The 23,003-nt window shown below is 44.9% G+C and carries 18 protein-coding genes; 5 read left to right on the forward strand and 13 right to left on the reverse strand.

What is annotated here, in order from left to right; translation table 11 throughout:
* Window positions 1-11: 11 nt before the first annotated feature.
* A complete protein-coding gene (locus DFO72_RS13715; protein ID WP_113882225.1) occupies window positions 12-1,106 on the reverse strand; it encodes an extracellular solute-binding protein in 1,095 nt (364 codons plus the stop codon).
* A 16-nt stretch (window positions 1,107-1,122) separates the two neighbouring features.
* The gene (locus DFO72_RS13720; RefSeq protein ID WP_243856164.1) at window positions 1,123-2,307 is read right to left on the reverse strand and encodes an ROK family transcriptional regulator; all 1,185 of its coding nucleotides are present in this window, start codon (window positions 2,305-2,307) and stop codon (window positions 1,123-1,125) included.
* A 338-nt stretch (window positions 2,308-2,645) separates the two neighbouring features.
* Between DFO72_RS13720 and DFO72_RS13725 the strand changes: the two genes are divergently transcribed.
* From DFO72_RS13725 to DFO72_RS13745, 5 genes are all read left to right on the forward strand, one after another.
* Complete coding sequence (locus DFO72_RS13725) at window positions 2,646-5,153, forward strand: NEW3 domain-containing protein (protein ID WP_113882227.1); 2,508 nt, start codon at window positions 2,646-2,648, stop codon at window positions 5,151-5,153.
* Window positions 5,154-5,263: 110 nt separating this feature from the next.
* Entirely contained in the window at window positions 5,264-5,479 is a 216-nt protein-coding gene (locus DFO72_RS13730) for a CGCGG family putative rSAM-modified RiPP protein (protein WP_113882228.1), read from the forward strand.
* Between the two features lie 315 nt (window positions 5,480-5,794).
* Window positions 5,795-6,760 (forward strand): nuclease-related domain-containing protein, encoded by a 966-nt coding sequence (locus tag DFO72_RS13735; RefSeq protein WP_113882229.1) that lies wholly within the window; start codon window positions 5,795-5,797, stop codon window positions 6,758-6,760.
* Between the two features lie 63 nt (window positions 6,761-6,823).
* Window positions 6,824-7,063: a CGCGG family putative rSAM-modified RiPP protein gene (locus DFO72_RS13740; RefSeq protein ID WP_243856165.1), complete on the forward strand. Its 240-nt coding sequence runs from the start codon at window positions 6,824-6,826 to the stop codon at window positions 7,061-7,063.
* Between the two features lie 4 nt (window positions 7,064-7,067).
* Entirely contained in the window at window positions 7,068-7,343 is a 276-nt protein-coding gene (locus tag DFO72_RS13745; protein ID WP_113882230.1) for a hypothetical protein, read from the forward strand.
* Between the two features lie 482 nt (window positions 7,344-7,825).
* On the opposite strand, the gene DFO72_RS13750 is transcribed toward DFO72_RS13745, so the two are convergent.
* The 11 genes from DFO72_RS13750 to DFO72_RS13800 all read right to left on the reverse strand — a co-directional run bounded on the left by DFO72_RS13750 (window position 7,826) and on the right by DFO72_RS13800 (window position 22,871).
* Entirely contained in the window at window positions 7,826-9,823 is a 1,998-nt protein-coding gene (locus tag DFO72_RS13750; protein ID WP_113882231.1) for a HAMP domain-containing methyl-accepting chemotaxis protein, read from the reverse strand.
* Between the two features lie 20 nt (window positions 9,824-9,843).
* Window positions 9,844-10,812: a methyl-accepting chemotaxis protein gene (locus tag DFO72_RS30405; protein WP_279587083.1), complete on the reverse strand. Its 969-nt coding sequence runs from the start codon at window positions 10,810-10,812 to the stop codon at window positions 9,844-9,846.
* A gap of 138 nt (window positions 10,813-10,950) precedes the next feature.
* Window positions 10,951-12,408, reverse strand: a complete 1,458-nt coding sequence (locus DFO72_RS13760; protein ID WP_113882232.1) for a CoA-acylating methylmalonate-semialdehyde dehydrogenase — start codon at window positions 12,406-12,408, stop codon at window positions 10,951-10,953.
* A gap of 36 nt (window positions 12,409-12,444) precedes the next feature.
* A complete protein-coding gene (locus DFO72_RS13765) occupies window positions 12,445-13,797 on the reverse strand; it encodes a GntP family permease (protein ID WP_113882233.1) in 1,353 nt (450 codons plus the stop codon).
* A 15-nt stretch (window positions 13,798-13,812) separates the two neighbouring features.
* On the reverse strand, window positions 13,813-15,009 hold the full coding sequence (locus DFO72_RS13770) for an iron-containing alcohol dehydrogenase (RefSeq protein ID WP_113882234.1): 1,197 nt from the start codon (window positions 15,007-15,009) through the stop codon (window positions 13,813-13,815).
* A gap of 151 nt (window positions 15,010-15,160) precedes the next feature.
* Entirely contained in the window at window positions 15,161-16,945 is a 1,785-nt protein-coding gene (locus DFO72_RS13775) for a sigma 54-interacting transcriptional regulator (RefSeq protein WP_113882235.1), read from the reverse strand.
* Between the two features lie 309 nt (window positions 16,946-17,254).
* A complete protein-coding gene (locus DFO72_RS13780; RefSeq protein WP_113882236.1) occupies window positions 17,255-18,565 on the reverse strand; it encodes a GntP family permease in 1,311 nt (436 codons plus the stop codon).
* Window positions 18,566-18,760: 195 nt separating this feature from the next.
* The gene (locus DFO72_RS13785) at window positions 18,761-19,765 is read right to left on the reverse strand and encodes a LacI family DNA-binding transcriptional regulator (protein WP_113882237.1); all 1,005 of its coding nucleotides are present in this window, start codon (window positions 19,763-19,765) and stop codon (window positions 18,761-18,763) included.
* 51 nt (window positions 19,766-19,816) lie between these two features.
* Window positions 19,817-21,100, reverse strand: coding sequence for a histidinol dehydrogenase (hisD, locus tag DFO72_RS13790; protein ID WP_113882238.1), 1,284 nt, complete (start codon window positions 21,098-21,100; stop codon window positions 19,817-19,819).
* Window positions 21,101-21,155: 55 nt separating this feature from the next.
* On the reverse strand, window positions 21,156-21,917 hold the full coding sequence (locus DFO72_RS13795; RefSeq protein ID WP_113882239.1) for an SDR family NAD(P)-dependent oxidoreductase: 762 nt from the start codon (window positions 21,915-21,917) through the stop codon (window positions 21,156-21,158).
* Window positions 21,918-21,929: 12 nt separating this feature from the next.
* Window positions 21,930-22,871, reverse strand: coding sequence for a 3-hydroxyacyl-CoA dehydrogenase family protein (locus DFO72_RS13800; protein ID WP_113882240.1), 942 nt, complete (start codon window positions 22,869-22,871; stop codon window positions 21,930-21,932).
* Between the last annotated feature and the right edge of the window lie 132 nt (window positions 22,872-23,003).

Consider the following 23,003-nt stretch of genomic DNA (forward strand, 5'->3'; position numbering starts at 1 on the left):
TATTACACTTCCTATTCTTTAATTTCTTTTTCTCCGCTCTTAATGTTCTCATCCCAATACTTCATCCAGCTGTCGCTGTTCTCCTGGAATACCTTCCAGTCGATATCCATGCTCTTAATCTCTGTATCTGTAATCCATTCAGGCAGTCCTTCTACGTCATCCCTTGTTGGAATGCGGTAAAATTCATCTGCAAGGATTTTGGCCGCTTCAGGCGTGTTGACAAATTCATAGAATGCTTCAGCCGCCTTCGGATGCGGAGCATCATTCACAACAGCAATTCCTTCTGTCAGGACTGGTGTTCCGCTTTCCGGAATGATGAATTCAAATGGATAATTTTTATTTTCTTTTAACATGACAACGTCAGGCATTGCCCAGACAGATAGCTTTCCTTCTCCTTTGGCCACCTTGTTGTACATCATTTCAGGATTTGCTGCGTATTCTTTCGTGTTGGCATCCAATTTTTCAAGCCATTCGTAACCGGCCGCTGTATCGTTTGAGTCTTTATAGTCGCGGTAAATCATCGCTGAAAAAATCGTTCTCATCGTCCCGGATGCGAGCGGGTAGCGGATGATGATTTCATCCTTCCATTTCGGATCCAGCAGCTCATCCCAGTCTTTAGGCGCTTCATCTTCTGATAATTCTTTGCTGTTATACATAATGACTTCCGGTGTTTGGCTTGTTCCGGACCAGTGCCACTCAGGATCATAGAAGCCTTCTGCCAGGCTTCCGGAATAGGAAGGCTCATATGGCTTTAACAGTCCTTCATCCTTTGCCTGATCGAAGTTTACAGATGGTGCTCCCCACCAGACATCAGCCTGTGGATTGTTTTTCTCGGAGCGGATCCGGTCCAGGATTTCCTGTGATCCCATATCAAGCCATTCCACATCAATCTGATATTTTTCCTCGAATTGCTGTTCAAACTTTGATAGAATATCCTTTCCATGCGGTGAATAGATAACTACCTTTTCTTCCAGCTTATTCTCTTTCTCTCCCTGCTCATTCTCAGAGCTTGAGCTGGATCCCTTTTCAGAACTGCAAGCTGAAAGCATTAGTGCAGCCGAAATGGATAAAGTGGTTAAAATTGATGCCCTTTTCTTATTTTTCATTGAAAAATCCCCCTCATTAAGAAAATTTGATAATACTTTCATGCTCCCGCAAAAAAAGTGAAACAGCACCCAGGACTCCCGCATTATCACCTAATCTTGAAGTCTTCAATTCCACTGAACTGGGAAGATAGTGATTTACGATCCTGTCCAATTTAGGCAAAATGTAATCAGATGATTTTAGAACACCACCTCCTAAAATAATGACTTCAGGATTCAATAAGCTCGCGGCATTAATGATTCCATAGGCCAGATGTTCAATGGCTTCTTCAATGACCGCAATGGCTATTGTGTCGCCTTTTTTCGCAAGGGCAAATGCCATTTCCCCCGGCAGTTCTCCCTTTATTGCCTGAGAGTAGGCAGGGTGGTCCGGATCCTGCTGAATGGCTTCCGTCAGTTTTTTTCCGATTGATTTTCCGCCAGCGACGCTTTCCAAATAGCCGTAGCGGTGAAAGATTGGCTTAAAGTCTTTTTTCATATCTGTTTTATCCGTCACCATATAGCCCATCTCGCCAGCAGCATTTGAATACCCGCGGTACAGCTGATTATTGATAATAATCCCGCTTCCAATGCCTGTTCCGACCGCCATAAACAGAACATTCTGTTTATTTTTTGCGTTTCCGAGCCATTGCTCCCCCAGTGCTCCAACATTCACATCATTGTCCACATGAACCGGGAAAGAGAAGTATTTGCTTGCCTCCGCTAAGAACGGGTATCGAATCCAGTTGAGGCTTGGTGCTTCCAACACGACTCCGCTGGATGTTTGTGTAATCCCCGGTACCCCTGCTCCCATTCCCAGTACCTGATCCAATGGGATTTGGCATTCATCAAGCATAATATGGACTTCTTTGGCGATTTGTTTTAAAAGCCCTGATTCTAAAAATTGACAGGTTGAAAAACTGCTGGAATGGACGATGTTGCCCCCGAGATCGCTAACGACTGTCTTTACTTTGGTGCCGCCGATATCTGTTCCGATTACATAAGCCGCTTTTTCGTTAAAATAAAGATGTATCGGTCTCCTTCCGCCTTGTGAAGAAGATTCTCCTATTCCCTTTTCATACACCCACTTTTCCCCTATCAATTCATCTACCAGCAAAGAAACAGTCGGCTTGCTTATGGAAATCTTCGCAGCAATCTCGGCCCTTGAAGTCGGTGAATTTTCCTGAATCCATTGAAGTACTCTCTTTTTATTGATTGATTTCATTTGCATAGGTGTCCCATTAAAATTCATCACATCACGGCCTTAATTGATTTGGTTAGTAAATATTACTAATTAACCTCAATATAACCTACCTGGTAATCGTTTACAACCCATTATTTTTAATTTTATGATAATTGTGATTGTTTCTATGACTAAAGGAGGATTTTAATATAATTAATTTTTAGAATATTGAATTATTAACAGATTTCCCCTATTATGAGTTTTATTAGGCGGGTAGTAGCTGGTAGTTAGTTAGGATGTTTAACTAACCTGCTTTAGACCTATGATGAAAGGAGTGTAAGAGGAGCGTTGTTAAACCATTTTGAAAGGGGTTACACAAATTGAAAAAAATCTTTGTTTATTTTTTGTCCTTAGCGTTAATTCTCTCCCTGCTGCCTCTCAGCGGAAGTGCCCAGTCAGAAGAGCATGACCCCGACCTATGGAGTGCAGTGAAACCGCTGGACACTACAGTCAGCTTTTTGAATACAGGGGCACATCCTGACGATGAGCGCAGTGACTTTCTTGCTTACCTATCAAGAGGACTTGGTGTTAAAACCTCAAGCCTGATTGCCAACCGCGGCGAGGGCGGCCAGAATGAAATCGGGCAGGAGCTCGGGAACGGCCTTGGAATTATCCGCTCCCGCGAAATGATTGAAGCAGCGAAAATCACCGGTGTTAAAGCCTACCATTTAAGTGAAACAACCTCTGATACCATCTATGATTTCGGCTTTTCCAAAACAAAGGATGAAACTTTAAGCCACTGGGGCAAGGACCTTACTTATGAAAGATTAATTCGTTTCATTCGTACTTACCAGCCGGATATTGTCATGCCATCCTTCAGAGACTCGGATACCCAGCACGGACACCACCGCACAATGACCATTCTCAGCCAGGAAGCCTTCAAAGATGCAGCAGATCCTAACATTTTTCCTGAACAATTAAAAGAGGGATTATCCGTCTGGCAGACTAAAAAGTTCTATTTGCCGGCAGATAGTAAAGATACAGCAGATACATCGATTGAAATAGGCATGTTTGATCCTGTCTACGGCATGTCCTATCCGCAAATCGGCGAGGAATCACGCTATATGCACAAAAGCCAGGGAATGGGCAATGACATCCCTGTTGCGCCAAGACAAACGCATCTGGAATTAGTGGATAGTGCGGTTGAAACAAATGGCAGCCATGATCTTTTTGCCGGTATCCCATATGATTTTAACGAATGGGCTAAAACGCTCCCTAAGAAAGAAAAAGCATTGCAGGTGCACTTTACAAAATTCCAGAAAAGCCTGGATAGGATTATCTCCAGCTATCCTAGCCATAGCCAGGTATTCAGCAAAACGCAGCAAGCATTAAAAGAAGCAGACCGGTTAGTAAAGAAAACGGAGAAATCCAAGCTTGATTCCCAACTGAAATCTGATCTTCTTCATAAGCTTGAAGTGAAAAAAGAACAGCTGCTGAATGTAAGCCTGGTATCCTCCGACCTTGAGATTAATGCACAGGCGGAGACCAATATCCTGACAAAAGGGCAGAAAACGGCTGTTACTGTCACCTTAACGAATAATGGCAGTCAGAAGCTGAAGAAAGCTGACGTTGAACTGACCACTCCTGAGGGCTGGAAGGTTTCTAATAAGTCCAAGGCCGCTGACCTTGCACCGGGTAAAACGGCTAAAGTTACTTTTAAGATCCAAGTTCCAGCTGATGCAGCGTATTATCACGCATACGAAACCCCTGCCATACAGGCAAAGGTCAGCTATGAATCTGCCGGTGCAAAGACAGTGACTGTCTCTGAACTGAATGGCACCATTGCCGTTCTGCCGGACGTTGGCCTTACCCTTTCCCCTGAAGATCTGGTTATTAATACCGCTGATGTTCAGGAAGAAGTGCCTGTCAATGTAAAAGTGAAAAATTACCGTGAAGGAGCTGCACAGGCTTCCGTATCCTTAAATGTTCCGGAAGGATGGTCAGTAAGCCCGAAAAACGCTGAAGTTAACTTCGGATCTTCATTGGAGGAAAAAGAGGTTACCTTTACACTGAGCCCGCCTGCGGATATTCAGGAAGGTGACTTTAAACTATCCGCCGAGGCAATCGTAAATGGAAAGACCTTTGATTCAACAGTTCAAGAAATTCAATATGACCATATCGGAACATTTTATTACCTGTATCCAGCCAAGGTCAATGGGGTCGCCTTTGAATTGCTGGCACCAGAAGGCTTAAAGGTCGGCTACATTGAAAGCGGTTTTGATAAAGTGGCAGATTACTTGTCCAATGCAGGACTTGATGTGACGAAGCTTACTGAGACCGATCTTGCTTCAGGAGACTTAAGCCAATACGATACAATCGTTGTTGGTATCCGTGCCTACCTGTCACGTGAAGACTTAACAGCAAATAATGAACGTTTAAAAGAATACGTCGCAAATGGCGGGCATATGGTGGTTCAGTACCATAAGCCGAACGATGGCTGGGTGACGGAAGACACCGCGCCATACCCGCTGACTATCGGAAACCCATCCATCAGGTGGAGGGTAACAGATGAAAATGCACCTGTTACCGTTCTTCAGCCTGAATCGCCGCTCTTCAACTATCCAAATAATATTACAGAGGACGATTGGGCCAACTGGATTCAGGAAAGAGGATTATACTACCCAATGCAGTGGGATGACCGCTTTGAAACCTTTGTGCGCATGGGGGATCCAAACGAGGAGCCATTTGATGGCGGAATTCTCATGGCCGACTACGGAGAAGGTACCTACCTTTATACCAACCTGGTATTCTATCGCCAGATTCAAGGCCAAGTTCCGGGAGGCTACCGCATTTTCACGAACTTGATCAGCTACGGGCAAAATGAATAACTTATAAGGGGCAGCTGCGTATGCGGCTGTCTTTTTTAATGCCCATGTGATTCAACTCACATCATTTATTTTCCATGTATTGTAAGATATAACTGAGGAGAGGTGCCATTATGGAAAAGAACTGGTCTGCTTCCCTGGAGCATGGTGAGTATGTAAATAACATGGAGCTGCTGATCAATGATGCTATGCCAGCTGTCAGCCAGACGGCAAAGGGATACTATGTCAATATCGTCACACCGGCTATAATGGGAAATCCAGATGACTACTTAACAGATGTTTTAGTATTGCACTTCGGAAATAAAGTGGATGCGGAGGGTATGGTCTGAGGGTGGGACATGGGACCTGTCCCCTCGTCCCTTCCATGAATGTGGACTTTGCAAATTGAGTGTGAAAGCTGCAAATAGCAAGGGTCGTATTGCAAATAGCAGACTACTTTCTGCTAATAAAAATAGGAATTTGCATATAGCAGCCTACTTTCTGCTAATAAAATATTCGGGAAACAACCATTGTCTAACACTTGCATATAGAGTTGGATAATATGCAAATAGAGCACAAAAACCTGCAAATAAACTCCAATATAAAAAAATAAATTAAGATTTACTATCGAAAATAACTTATTATCATAGAAAGGAGAGACATACTTGATTATTAAAAGCCTGAAAGTCCCCGAAATTAACCTACAGCTTGAAGCGTTGTTAAGAAGAACGCCCGAACAGCATCCCGCGCGAGAAAAAATGACCTCAGATTTTAAAATGAGAAGCGCTGGCTTTAAGGGAGAAGAAAGATTATTTTATTACTTAAGCTTTCTAGATCCTAAAAAATATTGGATTTTTCATAACCTGCGGCTATCAAGCGGAACACACTTTTTCCAGATCGATGCATTGCTGATAACTACGAACTTCGCACTCATTTTAGAAGTGAAAAATTGGACTGGAACTTTGATTTTCGACCCTCATTTTCAGCAGCTCCTCCGCATTCACAATGACAAAGAGGAAGGGTTTCACGACCCCATTTCACAAGCCCGACATCAGACGAATCAGTTTAGAACGTGGCTCGATTTTAATGGATTTCCCGGGATTCCTGTAGAATTCTTAGTTGTGATCAGCCATCCTTCCACCATTATTAAAACCGATAAAGATCCACTGAGTATATCTAACAAAGTTCTACACTCCCATCATCTTTTATACAGAATTAATGAGATTGAAAATAAGTACCCTCAAGAAAAAACTGACCCTAAAGAGATACGGAAGCTGTGCCGAACTTTGTTAAAAAAACATAATCCTTCACAATCCGAGGTTCTCGAGCACTTCAATGTCTCAGCTGAGGAAGTTCTCACTGGTGTTAGCTGTCCTAAATGCACTTCCCTTCCGATGATTTTCCATTGGGGGAAATGGCACTGCCCAATGTGTTTGTTTTCCTCCCCCCTGGCACATGAAGATGCTATCCAAGACTACTTCCGGCTTATTAAGCCGTCAATTACCAACTGGGAATTTCGCTTATTCACCCATATACCCTCCCCCTATACGGCTTCAAGATTACTCTCCAGGATGAACCTTTCGTTTAAAAGAAATAAAAGACACCGAATTTACGAAAAATCCCCTGAATAGTGATTAACTGCACAAATATTTCTAATAAATTATTTTATAATCAGGCTGAATTGAGGTGCTAATATGGAAAAGAACTGGTCTATTTCACTTGAGCATGGTAATTACGCTAGTGATTTGGAGCTTCTGATCAACGATGCGATGGCGGCAGTAAGCCAGACAGCTAAAGGATATTATGTCAATATAGTCACACCAGCTGAGTTAGGTAATCCCGATAACTATCTAACTGAAGCGCTGCTCATATACTTCGGAAATAAAGTAGACACTCAATTTATCGATCAATGCGGATGCGGGGGTATGTTTTGAGGGTATGGAAGAACATATGAGGGACCTGATGATTTTGTGTGATTATAAGAACAGGCATGTCATTTTGAATTATTATTATGAAGAGGAGCTTATTGATCGGGATGGAATCAGCTTTAATGAGATTTACGTCCACGAGGGGACGATTTATTTTATCAAAAACAGAAAGCGGATCGTAACCATCAACTCGAAGAAGTATCGTAATATATTGATAGGCGAGGATTTTCAAAATTACTATATTATGCGGAGAGATAAGAATCGTCTTGATATCTATTTTCCTTAAACAGAGCAGCGAAAGCGCTGGATACGCTTTTGCAGCTTTTTTTATTTGGGAGGAATATATCTATTTGCAGGAAGCCTGAATCTACTTGCGAGTTCCCAGTTCTTTTTGCAAAATCTAAGATTCTATTTGCAATTTGATAATCCTAGACTGATCCCCGATCTATTGCTGCTCGTCTATTTGCAGGTAGCAGCCTGGTATTTGCATTTTTCCAGTTCTATTTGCAGAATACTCCGGTTTATTTTCAGAATCCCCGGTTCTATTTGCAAATCAACTAAACGAGCCGTTTCCCGTTCTTATGCAGTTCATCTATATGCAGAATCCAACTAACTATTTGTAAATTACCTATTCTATTTGCAGAATTTCCAGCCCTATTTGCAGGGTTAAGAGTCTATTTGTATGTTTCCGTGCTCTTTTTGCAGGGGTCACATTCTGAACCCGCGGCCACATAAAAACAGACCCGCCAAACCGGCGGGTCCTTCTATTTAATTCACTTTAAACTTCTTAATAGAATCCAGCAGCTCCTCCGCCATTCCCGAAAGCGAAGCAGCAGATGCCGCAATTTCTTCCATGGACGCGAGCTGCTCTTCTGTAGCAGCGGATACATCCTGGCTTTCGGCTGTGGTGACAGCGGCAATTTCTTCGATTGCGCTTACGAGTTCTACCACCTGGTCGGCACCTTCGGCCATGTCCTTGATGGATGAGGAAACTTCCGCGATCTGGCCCGAAACGGTGTCGGCAAATTGCTGGATGTGGCTGAAAGCATCTCCGGCATTGTTAACCAGGTCAATTCCTTTTTCCACTTCAGCTGTTCCTTTTTCCATTGAAGTGATGGCCTTGCTTGTGTCCGTTTGGATCGTTGATATCAGTTCGCGGATGCTTTCCGTCGATTTCGATGATTGTTCCGCCAGCTTGCGGACTTCATCGGCTACAACGGCGAAGCCTCTTCCGTGCTCACCTGCCCTTGCTGCTTCTATCGCTGCGTTCAGTGCGAGCAGATTCGTCTGGTCTGCAATTTCAGAAATGACATTGACAATCTGGCCAATTTCCTCCGAACGCTTCCCTAGAGTATGGACAATTGAGCCTAGTTCAGAGACTGTTAGATTAATATTTTTCATCTGGTTTGTTGAAAGGTCGATCGCTTCATTTCCTTTTACAACCACTTCATTTGTTTCATTAGCTGTTTGGGCAACGACATTTGTGTTGAGCATGATTCTCTGAATGCGGCCGGACATCTCCTTTACGACAGAAGTGCTTTCTTTCACCTTTTCCGTCTGCTGCTCAGTAGCTGTCGCTACTTCCTGGATGGAGTTGGCCACCTGCTCTGTTGCCATGTTATTCTGTTCGGAGCTCGCCGTCAGCTGTTCCGATGACGAAGCAAGGTGAACCGCTTTTTCACCTACCTGGTTGATTAATTGCTGAAGCGAGGCGACCATCTTATTGAAGCTGATGCCCAGTTTGCTGATTTCATCGTTATTTTTAACATCAAATTTCTGGGTCAGGTCTCCCTGGCTGACTTTATCTGTTGCGGTAATCAGCTGATTGAGCGGGCGTGTAATCGAACGGACAATAAAATATGAAATAAGTGCACCTATAAGTACGAAAATGGCTATGAATATAATTGTCGATACTAGGATAGGCTCTACGGCTGATGTTACTTCTTCCAGATTCATTGTGCCAAGCACCTTCATCCCTGTCAGCCCATTGGTGGTAAAGTGCATTTCTATCTTTTCGCCATCAAGAGTGTATTCTACCTGCCCTTTTTCCTTTTCCAGGACTTCCGGCAGCCAGCTTCCCTCTGCCTGTGCGCCTGGCTTCTCCTGCGGGTGAACTAAAAAGCTTCCCTCCGCACTTAAGATAGCGGGATATCCTTCCTTCCCAATCTTAATGTTATTGGATAGCTCACTTAGAGCAGAGAGACTTAAATCAATCCCGATAACACCAGAGCTGTCACCGAGCTTTTGGGCTACTGTGATTAGGATATTTCCGCTTACAGCATCAACATATGGCTCTGTGATGAAGGCTTTTCCCTTTGCCTCCATGGCTCCCTGATACCAGGGGCGTGTGGTTGCATCAAAGTCAGCCGGCAAATCTGCACGCGGATAAATGACTAAATCGCCATTTTCAGAGCCTGCATAAATGGCGACTGCCTCCGGATTCAGCTCTTTATATTGACTAAAGGCTTTATTCGTCTCCTCTAATTCTTCCGCAGTATAGAAATCCTTCTTTATCCGTTTTGAAAAATAATTCGTATCTTCCATTTTTGTTTTAATAAAGTCCATGATAAATTGGTCAAGGATTTTTACATTGTCATCCGCACTCATTTCAATCTGGCTTGTTATCTCATCTTGAGCCTTTTGATAGGAAATGTATCCAATTGAAGTGGATGGGATTAATAGAATAATAATAAATGAGAGCAATAATTTCTTTCTAATCGTAAATGAAAACAGTGACCCTTTTTCTTTCTGTTTTTTCTTTTTCATAATTGACCCCTTTAGAAAACTTAGTAATTTACCGCCTTAACCTGCGAGATGGCCCCTTCCAGCTTCTCGTCAACGACCCGCGCATCGTCAATATGCCTCTGGATCAGCTCGTTTACTTGATCGAAAACAGACTTCGTTTCCGAAATCTCATCGGCCACCTCCTGGGAATATCCCTTCTGAGCATTTATCATTTCAATCACTTCACTGACTTCTGTTTCAACTGTGTGGATAAGGCTTGTGATCGAATCAATTTTGCTGGTAGTTTGGCCGCTGAGGGACATGCCATCTTTAATTAATTCGGTGCTCGCCACTGTTGAGTTCAGTGTTGCTTCAATATCGTCCTGAATATTTTTTGTCAGGGAACTGATATTAGCCGTGCTCGTTGCTGTGCTTTCAGCCAGTTTGCGGACCTCATCCGCAACGACAGCAAATCCTTTGCCCTGCTCGCCTGCCCGTGCCGCTTCGATGGATGCATTCAATGCCAATAGATTGGTTTGCTCTGCGATATCTTTAATGACCTGAACAATCATCTCAATTTCCTTTGACCTTTTGCTCAGCGCCTCCATCTTCTGTGAATTCACTTCTAATTGCTCACCCAGCTGCTTAATCAGCTGTTCAGACTTGCTGACGGACCCGCGGCCTTCCTCCGAGCTTTTTACCATCTCTTTTGCAGACTGGATCAGATTCCCCCCTTTATCCGATAGAGAGAGGCTGTTTGTAAAAGTAGCTTCACTATGTCTTTTTACGTTTTCAAAACCGTCTTTAATTTTCAAAACCAAATCTCCCAGCATGTAATGCTGTCCATTGACAATCTCATGCTGGCTTACCGTATTCGTCAAATCTTCATTAAAAGAATGAATCAGTGTCTGATAATATTTTTCCCGGCGCTGAAATTCTTCTTCAGCAGCCTGAATTTTTGATTCCAGTTTCCGCTTTTCTTCCTCCAGCTGCTTTAACTTTCCTTTTCCGAACATCATTGATCTCCCCATCTCATATATACTCCTTTATTATATCGACAGAAAACGTGAAATTTTGTGACCTTTTGCACTCTTTTTTTTAAATATATGGGTCTATGTAATTAACAAAAAGAGACACCCGCATTTGCAGGTGCCTCATCTCTCTTATTTTTACCAGCGCGCAGTCAGCATCTTTCTCCTCGTATAGAATTCCACACCATCTGTTCCGTTTGCGTGAAGGTCTCCATAGAATGAGTTTTTCCAGCCGGAGAATGGGAAAAAGGCCATTGGTGCCGGTACGCCGATGTTGACGCCGAGCATACCCACTTCAATGTTTTCTCTGAAGTAGCGGACGCTGCTTCCATTTTGAGTAAATAAGCATGCGCCGTTACCAAAGTCGGATTTGTTGGTAAGCTCGATTGCTTCTTCCAGGCTCTTTACACGTACGATAGATAAAACTGGTGCGAAAATTTCTTCTTTCCAGATCTTCATGGATGGTTTTACATTGTCAAAGATCGTTGGTCCAATGAAATAGCCGTTTTCTTGGTATGCCTCGTCTTTACGGCCATCGCGTACAAGAGAAGCTCCTTCTTTTTCGCCAATTTCAATATAATTGCTTGTACGCTCTTTGTTTTCCTGGCGGATAACTGGTCCTAAGAAGACATCTTCATCCAATCCGTTTCCAATGGTCAGCTGGTTTGCCTGCTCATTCAGTTTCTCAACAAGCTCGTCAGCAACGGAATCTACAGCTACAACAACAGAGCAGGCCATGCATCTTTCACCCGCTGATCCGTAAGCGGCAGCAATAATTTCTTTAACTGCGCCATTGAGATCTGCATCCGGCATGACAATGGAGTGGTTCTTTGCTCCAGCTAGCGCCTGTACGCGTTTGCCGTTCGCTGTTGCAGATTTGTAGATATACTCGGCAACAGGCTGGGAGCCAACGAAAGAAATCGCCGGTACATCTTTATGATCAATCAGGCTGTTTACTACATCATGGGCACCGTGAACAATGTTGAATACCCCAGCCGGCAGGCCAGCTTCTGTGAACAGCTCTGCCAGGCGATTAGCCAGGATTGGCGTTCTTTCAGACGGCTTTAAGACGAATGTGTTGCCGCAGGCAATCGCAAGCGGGAACATCCAGCAAGGAACCATCATCGGGAAGTTGAAAGGCGTGATGCCGCCGATGACGCCAACCGGGTAGCGGTACATGCCCGATTCTATATTAGTCGCAATGTCAGGAAGCTGCTTTCCCATCATAAGAGATGGCGCGCCTGCAGCAAATTCTACACATTCAATTCCGCGCTGAACCTCACCGTATGCTTCTTTAAAGTTTTTGCCGTTTTCCTGTGTAATCAGCTTTGCCAGTTCGTCCCAGTTATCTACTAACAGCTGCTGATATTTAAATAGTACTCTGGCTCTTTTTGGCACCGGCGTTTTGCTCCAGGTTTTAAACGCTTCTTTCGCAGCCTGAACAGCTTTATCGACATCTTCACGGGTGGAAATCGGTGTGCGTGCAAGCTCCTCGCCCGTTGCAGGGTTTGGCACCACTTCGAATTTTTCCGTGTTTGCATCCACCCATTCTCCATTGATAAAGTTCTTTAATACCTTTGTTGTTGTCGCTGTCATGAGTAAAATCCCCTTTCAAAATTGAAGTCAATTATTTTAAAAAATTGAATATAAAATCACAGCCAGGAATAATACAGCCGTTGGCATTGCTACACTCAGGATAAAAATTGGCCAGTAGGAGCGCTTATGGGTTTCACCGCAGATGGCCCGGATCGTCGTGACCACATAGCCATTATGCGGAAGTGAATCCAGTCCGCCCGAAGCAAGTGCAGAAATCCTGTGCATCGCGCCAGGATCCAGGCCTTGGGCCATATACATAGGCGCCAGAATCGGAAGGGCAATCCCCAAACCGCCTGAAGCCGAACCTGTAATCCCGCAAATCAGCGTAACGGCTATAGCCAGTCCCATTAAGGGAGGTCCCGGAATATTGACCAGAGCATCGACGAATGTATCAAAGGCAGCAACCTGGGCGGCAACACTTCCGAAACCCACGACCGCACACGTATTAGCCGCGGCGACTAAAGCATCCTGGGCACCCTTTGCCAAAGCCTCCCAAAATCCAACCAGGTATTTAATCATCAATACACAAGCTAAAATGATTCCGCTGGTCAGGGAAATTAAAGCAGCAGCCGTTGACGAGGTAAAGTTGGCGGCTGTGTTTAAAATGGCAATAACGGAAGCCAGCGGCAATATCGCCATCAATACATGCGGGAAGTCCTTCCCTGCAGGAGCGGCATCAGGTCTTTGCATGGACAGCTCCGCTTCCAGGGCAGCCGCCGACTCATTTGCAGCACTGGACGGCTGATTCGGCAAAGAAAATACCTCTCCATTTTGAACCGCTTTTTTCACCATTCGGCTTAGTAAAATACCGCCTGTTATCATGATGATTAATGCCATTAACACTCCAATGATTCCGCCAGCAGTCGGCTTCGTTCCGAAAAACTCAGTTGGAATCAGGTTTTGGATTTCCGGTGAGCCCGGTGCTGTCATCGTAAACGAAATCGAACCGAACACCAAAGCGGCCGGGATAAAGCGATGCGGCAGATTAGCCACTTTAAACAAGGAAACAGCAATTGGGTACACTGCAAAGCCTACGACAAACAAGCTGACACCACCATATGTCATAATTGCCGCTGCTGCCACGACAGCAAATACAGCTCTGGATGGGCCCAGTGTATCCTTAACCCAATTCGCAATACTGTCGGCCGCCTTGGTTACCTGCATAATTTTTCCGAAAACTGCCCCAAGCAGGAAGATTAGGAACCAAGAGTAAAAATAATTTGTAAAGCCTGTCATATAATGCTCTGTCAGGGCAGTCTCAAGGTTAAGTCCTCCTGTAAGAGCAACCACAACGGCGCTGATGATGGCGGCAATAATTATATTTACGCCTTTCATTGTTAAATACATTAATAGAATCAATGAAGCGATTAACCCCAGCATTCCAAGCATCTGATTGTCCCCCTGTTACACTTTTTCAGTTTCAGAGGAAAACTGATATTCATAGCAAACATGGTATAGCTCTTCCAGCTCGCTCTGAGTCGGGACTCTTGGGTTGTTGCCAGGACTGCCGCTGTCAATCGCATCTGTTGCCATTTTTGCTACAGCAGCTTTAAAAGCCTCTTCGCTAATTCCCCATCCTCTTAAGTTAGGAATATTTAATTTCAAACACAAATTCTTAACAGATTGAACAGCGATCTCAGCTGCTTCTTCTCTGGTAAGGCTTTCATCATCCGGCTGAAAAATTCGTCCGATGTGCGCTAAGCGGTCTACACATGCTTCCTGGCTGAATTCCAATACGGCTGGCAAAAGCATGGCATTCGAGATTCCATGCGGCACGTGAAACAAAGCCCCGATCGGGCGGCTCATTCCGTGCACAAGACATACGGATGCGTTTGAGAACGCCATTCCCGCCTGGAGAGAGCCAAGACTCATCGCCTCACGGGCATCGACGTTTTCCCCCTCATTGTAAGCGGTTAAAATATTATCCACGATCAGTTTCATAGCTGATACCGCCATTGTATCGGTCATCGGATGTGCTTTTTTGGACAGATATGCTTCAATGGCATGGCTTAATGCATCGACCCCTGTTGCAGATGTAACATTCTTCGGTGAGGATATCGTGAGCAAAGGATCCACAATCGCTACACTCGGCATGAAGGCAGGCTGCTTAATCATCATTTTTACATCATTGGATGAGTTCGTAATGACTGTTACATCTGTTGCCTCTGAGCCTGTCCCAGCTGTCGTCGGAATGGCAATGTGAGGTACAGGGGCATTCTGGGCAAGTTTCCTTCCTCCCATATAATCGCCGATATAGCCGCCATTCGTTGCGAGAACGGCGATGGCCTTCGCCGTATCAATACAGCTGCCGCCTCCTACTGAGATGACCATGTCGCATTGCTCTTTTTGAAAATGCACCAATGCTTCTGCCACATATTCATCAGTTGGTTCAGATGCTACCCCAAGGTATACCTCGCTTTTTACTCCGGCTTCCTGAAGAAAGGTTCTGCATTCGCTTACATAACCAAGCTGATCCATTATTTTGTCACTGATTATTAATGCTTTTTTCCCTCTAAGCGCCGCTTCAGCACCAACTTTTTCGGAAGATCCCCTTCCATAAAAGATCGCTTCCGGCACACGGAAAACTGCTGGTTTCTCCATTGAACATTCCACCCCTTTTGCTTCGTTACTGCTATACTTGCAAGGAGTGTGCCAACTATGAAACCCAGTAAAGACAGTGTTTTATTTCTGCCAAACTGTAGCTGCTACACTACAACTGTAGATATCTTGTAGTGAAACCACTACACTTCATTCACGTTATTCCATGCTTCTTCAGCTTTTGATAGAGGGTTGTCCGATGTATCCCCAGTAAATCAGCAGCCTTCGATTTATTCCCGCCCGCATTTCTTAAGGCATCAAGAATCAATTCTGATTCTCTTTGATTTCCCAGAAACCTGACTTCTTCTATGGATCCGACAGCTAACGAGGGTTCTTTCCCTTCTTTAGTAATAGGTTCAGACCTTTTAATCATCTCCGGCAAATGGTGATAGTCAATGACCTTCCCATCCACCAGGGTAACCAGCTGCTCCACCGTATTGACCATCTCGCGAATATTTCCCCTCCATGGATGCCGTACAAATGCATTCACCGCTTCAGTGGTGAAGATTTTCCCGTGTACCTGATACCTCTCACAAATCTCTCTCAGATAATGGATCAGCAGGACAGGGATATCCTTTTTCCGTTCGCGCAGCGGCGGGATGTGAAGCTGGATAATGTTCAGCCGGTAGTATAAATCCTCCCGGAACTCCCCTGTTTCGATCATTTGCATAAGGTCACGGTTCGTCGCTGCGATTACTCTGACATTGATTTGATACTTCTTTACACCGCCGACACGTTCGGCTTCTTTTTCCTGCAGAACCCGCAGCAGTTTGGTCTGCATGACAAGCGGCATCTCCCCGATTTCATCGAGAAAAATAGTACCGTTGTCTGCCAGTTCGAATTTTCCGGGCTTGCCGCCCTTTTTCGCGCCAGTGAATGCACCTTCTTCATAGCCGAACAATTCGGATTCGAATAAGTGCTCTGGAATCGCCCCGCAGTTCACACTGATGAACGGTCCGGTCGAAAAGGGGCTGAGATGGTGGATGCTTTTTGCAAACATCTCTTTTCCCGTCCCGCTTTCACCCGTAATCAGAACAGTTGCCGCAGTCCTTGCCGCCTTCCGTGCCAGCCGCTTTACATCTGCGATGCCTTCGCTTGTCCCAATGATCTGATCAATCGTAATCCGGCTATCGCTTTCCTTTTTCTTTGTGAAAAGATCCGGCCTAGCCGTTTGATTTTCCTGCAGCTTTTCATAGATTTTATAAACCTCCGAGACCCCTTCAAAAATCAGCATTCCTATTGCCCCGACAATCTTGCCTTCTTTCCTGAGCGGAATCCGGTGCACCACCATGTCATGCCCCTGGATGTTCTGGAGAACCCCGCGTTCCGCTATTCCGGTCTTTACTGTCTCATGAAGATGAGTATTATCAATTACCTCTGTCACATGCCTGCCAATCGCATCCTCCCGGTTAATTCCGGTAAAACGGCTGTACGCTTCATTAAATTCCTGCAGGATGCCATTTTCATCAACAACCGCTATTCCCTCATAGGCACTTTCCAAAATCGCGCCAAGGGCACCATCTGCATTTTGCTTTTGCCTCAGTTTATGCAGGTATTTGGAGAGCCCGTCAAGGATATCCCTGGTTGTCAGGATGCCCAGAAAATTGCCATTTTCACCAATGACAGGTAGATGATCATATGGAAGGGATAAAACATCAAGGATCGAATCATCTGGCCGGACAGCAGCCAGATTCGATTTAGGAATACTGCCAATTAATGCGTCCCCCGAATTGCCCTGGGCAAAGTAGTTAAGCAGCTTTCTTGATGTAATCATACCGATTAACCCATTTTTCTCATTCAGTACCGGCAGACTTTCCAGGTGAAGATCCACCATCATTTTTGCTGCTTCACCCAGTGTTTGACCCGGCTGAATACAAAAAGGGCTGGGTGTCATCCAGTTTTTCACATAAAGAAGCTCATCAATATGTAATTTCGGCAAAAAGGATCCCTCCTTCTATCATAATTTTCTAAATTATAGCACTTTTAGAACAAATAAAGAGGATAGGTCAATTGCGAACTACTCAGGAGAGTTGCTTTCTGTATTGGCGATTGTGAACTTTGCAAATAAAAGCGGGTAACCTGCAATTAAAGATGTTAATTTTGCAAATAGACTGTTAGAACCTGCAAATAAATGGCCAATGCTGCAAATAAAGGTGGGATTCTTGCAAATAGACCACTGCACATAGCGGGATACTATATAAAGAAAGACAGAGAGCCTAAACCCCTCTGTCTTTCCGCTAAAGCCTTTTTAGAAAATGGAGAATAAAATGACCGCTAAAATCACACCAAGTATCGGAACAATTACTGTCAATGCACCAAATGCCGGATAGGCATCCTTATGCGATTCACCGCAGATTGCACGGATGGTTGTCACAACGTAACCGCCATGCGGCAAGGAATCAATCGACCCGGATGATATCGCCACGACCCGATGGAGTTCACTTGCATTGACCCCCATATCCAGATAATGCGGAGCAAGCAGCGGCAGTGCGATGGATTGGCCACCTGAAGCAGATCCGGTCAGACCTGCAATGACAGCAACAGCCAGAGCCCCGCCGATTAAAGGGCTTCCCGGAATGCTTGTCATGGCATCAACTGCACTTGCAAAGGCAGGTGTTGCTTTAGCCACACCGCCAAAGCCGACAACCGCGGATGTATTGGCAATGGCAATCAATGCGCCAATCGTTCCTTCAGACACCGCTCCCCATACATTCGTAAAATACTTTTGGTTAAGAAAATAGGTTGCAAAGCAGCCGCTCAATAACGCGATAATCAGGGCCGACTGTGCCAAGAAATCATGGAAAATAAACGAAATCACAAGGACGACCAAGAGCGGGACCATACTTAACACCGGGCTTGGCAGGTTTTCGCGCATCAAAGCAGAATCCGTTTCTCTTGCCTCAAATCTTTCTCCATTGCGGATGGCCTTGTTAATCATTTTCTTCAGCCACCAGTATCCAAATGCCATCATAAAGACAGCAACAATAAAGCTGACTTCCCAGGCAGCATATGGAGAAGTTCCCAGGAATTCAATCGGAATCCAGTTTTGGATTTCCGGTGAACCCGCAGACGTCATGGTAAATGTAGTCGAACCGAAGGCAAGAGCCGCCGGTATGAACCTTCTTGGCAGGTTGGCTTCCTTAAATAGGCTCAAGGCCATTGGATAGACGGAGAATGCAACAACAAACAGACTTACACCGCCATAGGTTAAGACCGCACAGGCAATGACAACAGCCAACGCTGCCCGTTTCATGCCAATCTTACCGATAATCCATTTGGAAACACTGTCTGCTGCCCCACTATCCTCCATTAGTTTTCCAAAAATGGCACCGAATAAGAACATTAAATACCAGGATGTTATAAACCCGGCAAATCCGTTCATATAGTTCGTTAGAAAATTGACTTCACCCTCGCCTGCCAGCTGAGGAAAAATCGGTATTCCACTGAATATTGCAACAATAAATGCAGCAAGAGGGGCAGCAAGCAGCAGGTTCATTCCTCTCATCGTCAAATAGATGAGAAGCCCAATCCCCCCAAGCAATCCAATCATACTTAGCATAAGATCCTCCTATCAGAAAAGCGCAAGGCGCCCGCCTATCGGCGACAAGCATAAGACAAGCCGGCTGAAAAAGTTGTTCTTTAACCTTTTGGACGGATTAGCTTATGATCTCGAGCCGATGGCGCCTGGAGCTAGACATTTATCGAACTTCAAAGATGTAAAATTGGGTTTACTAAAACCCCTGCCTTCTCTCCATCACCTTCTGTCCGCTACTGATCCTCTTTCCACCAAATGCCCTTCTATTCTTTGAATTTCAGGGGCGTCTGTATCCCCATTAATGTGCTTCAAAAGAAGGTTAATCGAATAATCGACCATTTCATCAACCGGCTGATGCCAGGTGGTTAATTCATAGGATGACCAATCCGACATAGCCACATTGTCAAAGCCTATGACCGAAATATCCTCAGGGATTCTGATACCCTGTTTCTTCAGATAATCCATTGCACCAAAAGCGGATATATCATTTGCACAGAAGATAGCATCTATCTTTTTATCCTGTTCCAGCAGCTTTTCCGCTGCTGCAAATCCTCCATCATACGAATAAAGGCCGTTTTCCGTTAAAAAGGAAGAGATGCCGTGTTCCTTCAAAGCTTCCTGGAACCCATTTTTCCGATCCACTGTTGTTGATGTATTCATCGGTCCGGAGATAAAGGCGGGATTTTCATGTCCTTTTTCTATCAAGTAGTGCCCTATCCTTTTGCCGGCAGCAAAGTTATCGCATACAACAGCACTGCTTAAGGAATCGTTCACATATCGGTTAAACAGGACGACCGAGATGCCATTGCGGGTAAACTTCTGTACAGTCGAAGAGGTCAAAAGCGCATCTGTGATGATGGCTCCCTCCACGCTGTACTCAATTAAATGGCTCACTTCATCCTCTTGGATCTCGTTATTCTGGGAGTTGATAAACATTACCTTGTACCCCTTTTCAGCCAGTCTGCTATAAAACTTATCGAGGATTTCCGGATAAAAAGGGTTCTGGATATTCCGCATGACAATCCCAATGATGCGGGACTGATTCGTGATCAGGCCGCGGGCAATAGCATTCGGCTGATATCCCAGCTGCTCAGCAGCCTCCAGAATAAGCTTTTTCTTTTTTGATGAGATACTTGAATTTTCACTAAAAGCCCTGGACACGCTCGATTGCGAAACGCCTGCCAGCCGAGCGACATCCATGGCTGTCACTTTTTTATTTTTCAACGCATGTTCCTCCTGCCTGAATCTAGACAGAGAAATTATAACAGATTTTGCTTACTTCACGAGGCTGCCATATCGCTTCACACGAAGGTCAGCTTGTGCCTGATGTCCTTTAAAGCCTTCAAGGTCGCATAAACGGGATGCATATTCACCGATCTTTGCACTTGCTTCAGCTGTTGTTCTCTGGTAAGTACACGTTTTCAGGAATTTTCCAACCCATAGTCCGCCAGTGTAGCGTGCTGCCTTTTTGGTAGGAAGCGTATGGTTTGTGCCAATGACCTTATCCCCGTAAGCAACGTTCGTTTCCGGCCCAAGGAAAAGCGCTCCATAGTTTGTCATGTTTTCAAGGAAGTAGTTTGGATCCTCAGTTAAAACCTCCACATGCTCATAAGCCAATTTATCCGCTTCCACTACGGCTTCTTCCAGGCTGTCAACAAGAATGATAGAACCGTAATCTTCCCATGCCGCGCCTGCAACATCTGCTGTTGGAAGTGTTTCAAGCTGGCGTTCAATTTCTGCCACTGTTTCGTTCGCCAGTTTCTCTGAAGTTGTAATCAGGCATGCCGGAGAGTTAGGTCCATGCTCAGCCTGTCCTAATAAATCCGTTGCAATTATTTCAGCATCTGATGTTTCATCCGCAATGACAAGAACCTCAGTTGGTCCTGCAAACAGGTCGATTCCCACTCTGCCGTATAATTGACGCTTTGCTTCCGCAACAAATGCATTACCAGGTCCAACCAGCATATCAACCGGTTCGATAGTTTCTGTTCCGATTGCCATTGCACCCATCGCCTGGATTCCGCCAAGAAGGTAAATCTCATCAGCGCCAGCAAGATGCATCGCGGCTACGGTTGCGGAAGGAATTTCCCCTTTAATCGGAGGTGTACACGCAATTACGCGCTTAACGTCTGCCACTTTCGCGGTCAAAACACTCATGTGGGAGGAAGCAACCATCGGGTAGCGTCCGCCGGGAATATAACATCCTACACTGTTGACCGGAATGTTTTTATGGCCAAGGAAAACTCCAGGCAATGTTTCTACTTCAATATCCTGTAATGCTGCTTTCTGGTGCTCGGCAAAATTGCGGATTTGCTCCTGAGCAAATTTGATATCATTGATCGTTTGTTCAGGTACAGATGCAACAATCTCCTGAATTTGCTCATCACTTAATCTGAATTGTTCCGGTGACCATTTATCAAACTGCTCAGAAAGCTTGCGGACCTCTGCATCGCCGTTCTCTTCAATATTTTTAAGAACCGCGCTTACCGCTTCCCTTACTTTTACGTCTGCTTCCTGTACTTCTTGATCATTTTTTCCCTGTTTTAAGAAAGTTGCCATTTGATATCACTCCAGGTTTTTTATTTTGAATACGTATGCAAAAATCTGTAAAAAATTAAATGGCTGTCCATCCGCCATCTACTTTTATCGTATCGCCTGTAATAAACTTTGATAGATTGGAAGAAAGGAATAGTGTGGCAGCTGAGACATCCCCGGCATCCGCAAGTTTTCCAAGCGGAATCCTGCTGTAGACTTCCTTTTCGAATTCCTTATCTTCGAACATTTTCGAAGTCAGCTCTGTTTCAATAAAGGTTGGAGCCACTGCGTTTACATTAATGCCATGGGAGGCCCACTCCACCGCGAGTGCTTTCGTCAGCTGCACCATGCCGCCTTTGCTGGCACAATAAGCCGCCCGTTTGAAATAGCCGACAAACGCCATCTGGGAAGCAATGTTGACAATCTTGCCGGATTGATTTGGGATCATATATTCGGCTGCTTTCTGGCTGCAGAAGAAGGCTGCCTTCAAATTGGTATCAAGCGTCAGGTCCCAGTCCTCTTCCGTCACTTCCATGGCAGGCTTGGCCCGGTTTATTCCCGCGTTATTGACCAGCACATCGAGAGTACCCATATAATCTACGGCCTTTTCTGTCATTCTTTGAATCTCTGAAACATTGTTCAAATCAGCGGAAACATAGAAGCTGCTGCGATTGAATTTTCTCAGTTCTACGGCTGTCTGCTGCAGAGCCTCTTCATTTCTCCCCACGATCACAACCTTCGCTCCGTTTTTGGCAAAGGAAAGGGCGATATCCCTTCCGATTCCTTTGCTTCCGCCCGTCACAAGCACCGATTTATTCTCCAGATCAGGAAAGTTCTTCATACCATTCCTCCATCAGATTAATTGGATTCCCAGATCCTTTTTCAAAAAGCGGATCAGCTCAGCTTCCCTCTTCTGGTTGTACTGTTTGGAAAAAGCCTCATCCCACTTGTAGTAGCCTTCACCCGATTTATCGCCGAGCTTCTGGTCTTCTACAAGCCTCTTTAAAATCGGCAGGGATTCCTCAGCACTGGATAAATGCTGGAACAGATAATCAGAGATGGCCGAGAAGACATCCAGTCCGCCCATATCGGCCGTCATCAATGGGCCTGAAACCGGCAGCCTGCGTCCAATGCCGTAAGTTACTGCGTCATCAATATCTTCTTTGCTCGCGATGCCTTCCTCCAGTAGATATTGGGCTTCACGGAAGAGTGCATATTGAAGGCGATTGCCGACAAAACCGGGAATCTCTTTTTTCACTTCAATCGGCTTTTTCTTCATTTCCTTTAAAAGCTGAAAGGATCTTTCCACAGCTTCATCGCCAGTCTTCTCACCTCGTACGACCTCTACGAGAGGAATCAGATGAGCCGGGTTCCAGAAGTGTGTCACCACTGTCCGTTCCGGATATACTGTCTCAGAAGCAATCTCCGTTGGACTGAGGCCGGAAGTATTGCTGGCCAGAATGACATCGGGAGAACAAAGAGCGTCAAGACGCTTAAATAAGTCAATCTTTAATTGAATGTTTTCCGGTACAGCTTCAATTACAAAAGTAGCATCTGTGACCGCTTCTTCAACAGATACGGTCATTTTAATATTTTCCTGAATTTGGGCAGCTTCCGAATCGGATAAAATACCGTTGTCGAGCATAACATCAAGCTTTTTCAGCATATTGGACCAGCCCTGTTTCAAGTCGGTGTCACTGATGCCCTGCATTTTCACACTCAGTCCGGCCCAGGCCGCATTAAGCGCAATGGAATGGCCCATCGTGCCGCACCCAAGTACAGCTATTCTCTCCATTCGCTCACCAGCTTTCTGAAATTTCTACCTTTTGAATACGTATTCAATATACTATGTAAGCGCTGTAATTTCAAGTTAAATTACTAAATTATGAAATTATTTTGTGCTTCTCTCATCCGGGAATGCAGTGTT

The sequence above is a fragment of the Cytobacillus oceanisediminis genome (assembly GCF_004366035.1).
Classification (GTDB): domain Bacteria; phylum Bacillota; class Bacilli; order Bacillales; family Cytobacillaceae; genus Cytobacillus; species Cytobacillus oceanisediminis_C.

Bases quoted from the DNA above. Each gene is read 5' to 3' on its own strand.
- DFO72_RS13715 (WP_113882225.1), bottom strand. From the start codon at position 1,106: ATGAAAAATAAGAAAAGGGCATCAATTTTAACCACTTTATCCATTTCG.
- DFO72_RS13720 (WP_243856164.1), bottom strand. From the start codon at position 2,307: ATGAAATCAATCAATAAAAAGAGAGTACTTCAATGGATTCAGGAAAAT.
- DFO72_RS13730 (WP_113882228.1), top strand. From the start codon at position 5,264: ATGGAAAAGAACTGGTCTGCTTCCCTGGAGCATGGTGAGTATGTAAAT.
- DFO72_RS13740 (WP_243856165.1), top strand. From the start codon at position 6,824: ATGGAAAAGAACTGGTCTATTTCACTTGAGCATGGTAATTACGCTAGT.
- DFO72_RS13745 (WP_113882230.1), top strand. From the start codon at position 7,068: ATGGAAGAACATATGAGGGACCTGATGATTTTGTGTGATTATAAGAAC.
- DFO72_RS13750 (WP_113882231.1), bottom strand. From the start codon at position 9,823: ATGAAAAAGAAAAAACAGAAAGAAAAAGGGTCACTGTTTTCATTTACG.
- DFO72_RS30405 (WP_279587083.1), bottom strand. From the start codon at position 10,812: ATGGGGAGATCAATGATGTTCGGAAAAGGAAAGTTAAAGCAGCTGGAG.
- DFO72_RS13760 (WP_113882232.1), bottom strand. From the start codon at position 12,408: ATGACAGCGACAACAACAAAGGTATTAAAGAACTTTATCAATGGAGAA.
- DFO72_RS13765 (WP_113882233.1), bottom strand. From the start codon at position 13,797: ATGCTTGGAATGCTGGGGTTAATCGCTTCATTGATTCTATTAATGTAT.
- DFO72_RS13770 (WP_113882234.1), bottom strand. From the start codon at position 15,009: ATGGAGAAACCAGCAGTTTTCCGTGTGCCGGAAGCGATCTTTTATGGA.
- DFO72_RS13780 (WP_113882236.1), bottom strand. From the start codon at position 18,565: ATGCTAAGTATGATTGGATTGCTTGGGGGGATTGGGCTTCTCATCTAT.
- hisD (WP_113882238.1), bottom strand. From the start codon at position 21,100: ATGGCAACTTTCTTAAAACAGGGAAAAAATGATCAAGAAGTACAGGAA.
- DFO72_RS13795 (WP_113882239.1), bottom strand. From the start codon at position 21,917: ATGAAGAACTTTCCTGATCTGGAGAATAAATCGGTGCTTGTGACGGGC.
- DFO72_RS13800 (WP_113882240.1), bottom strand. From the start codon at position 22,871: ATGGAGAGAATAGCTGTACTTGGGTGCGGCACGATGGGCCATTCCATT.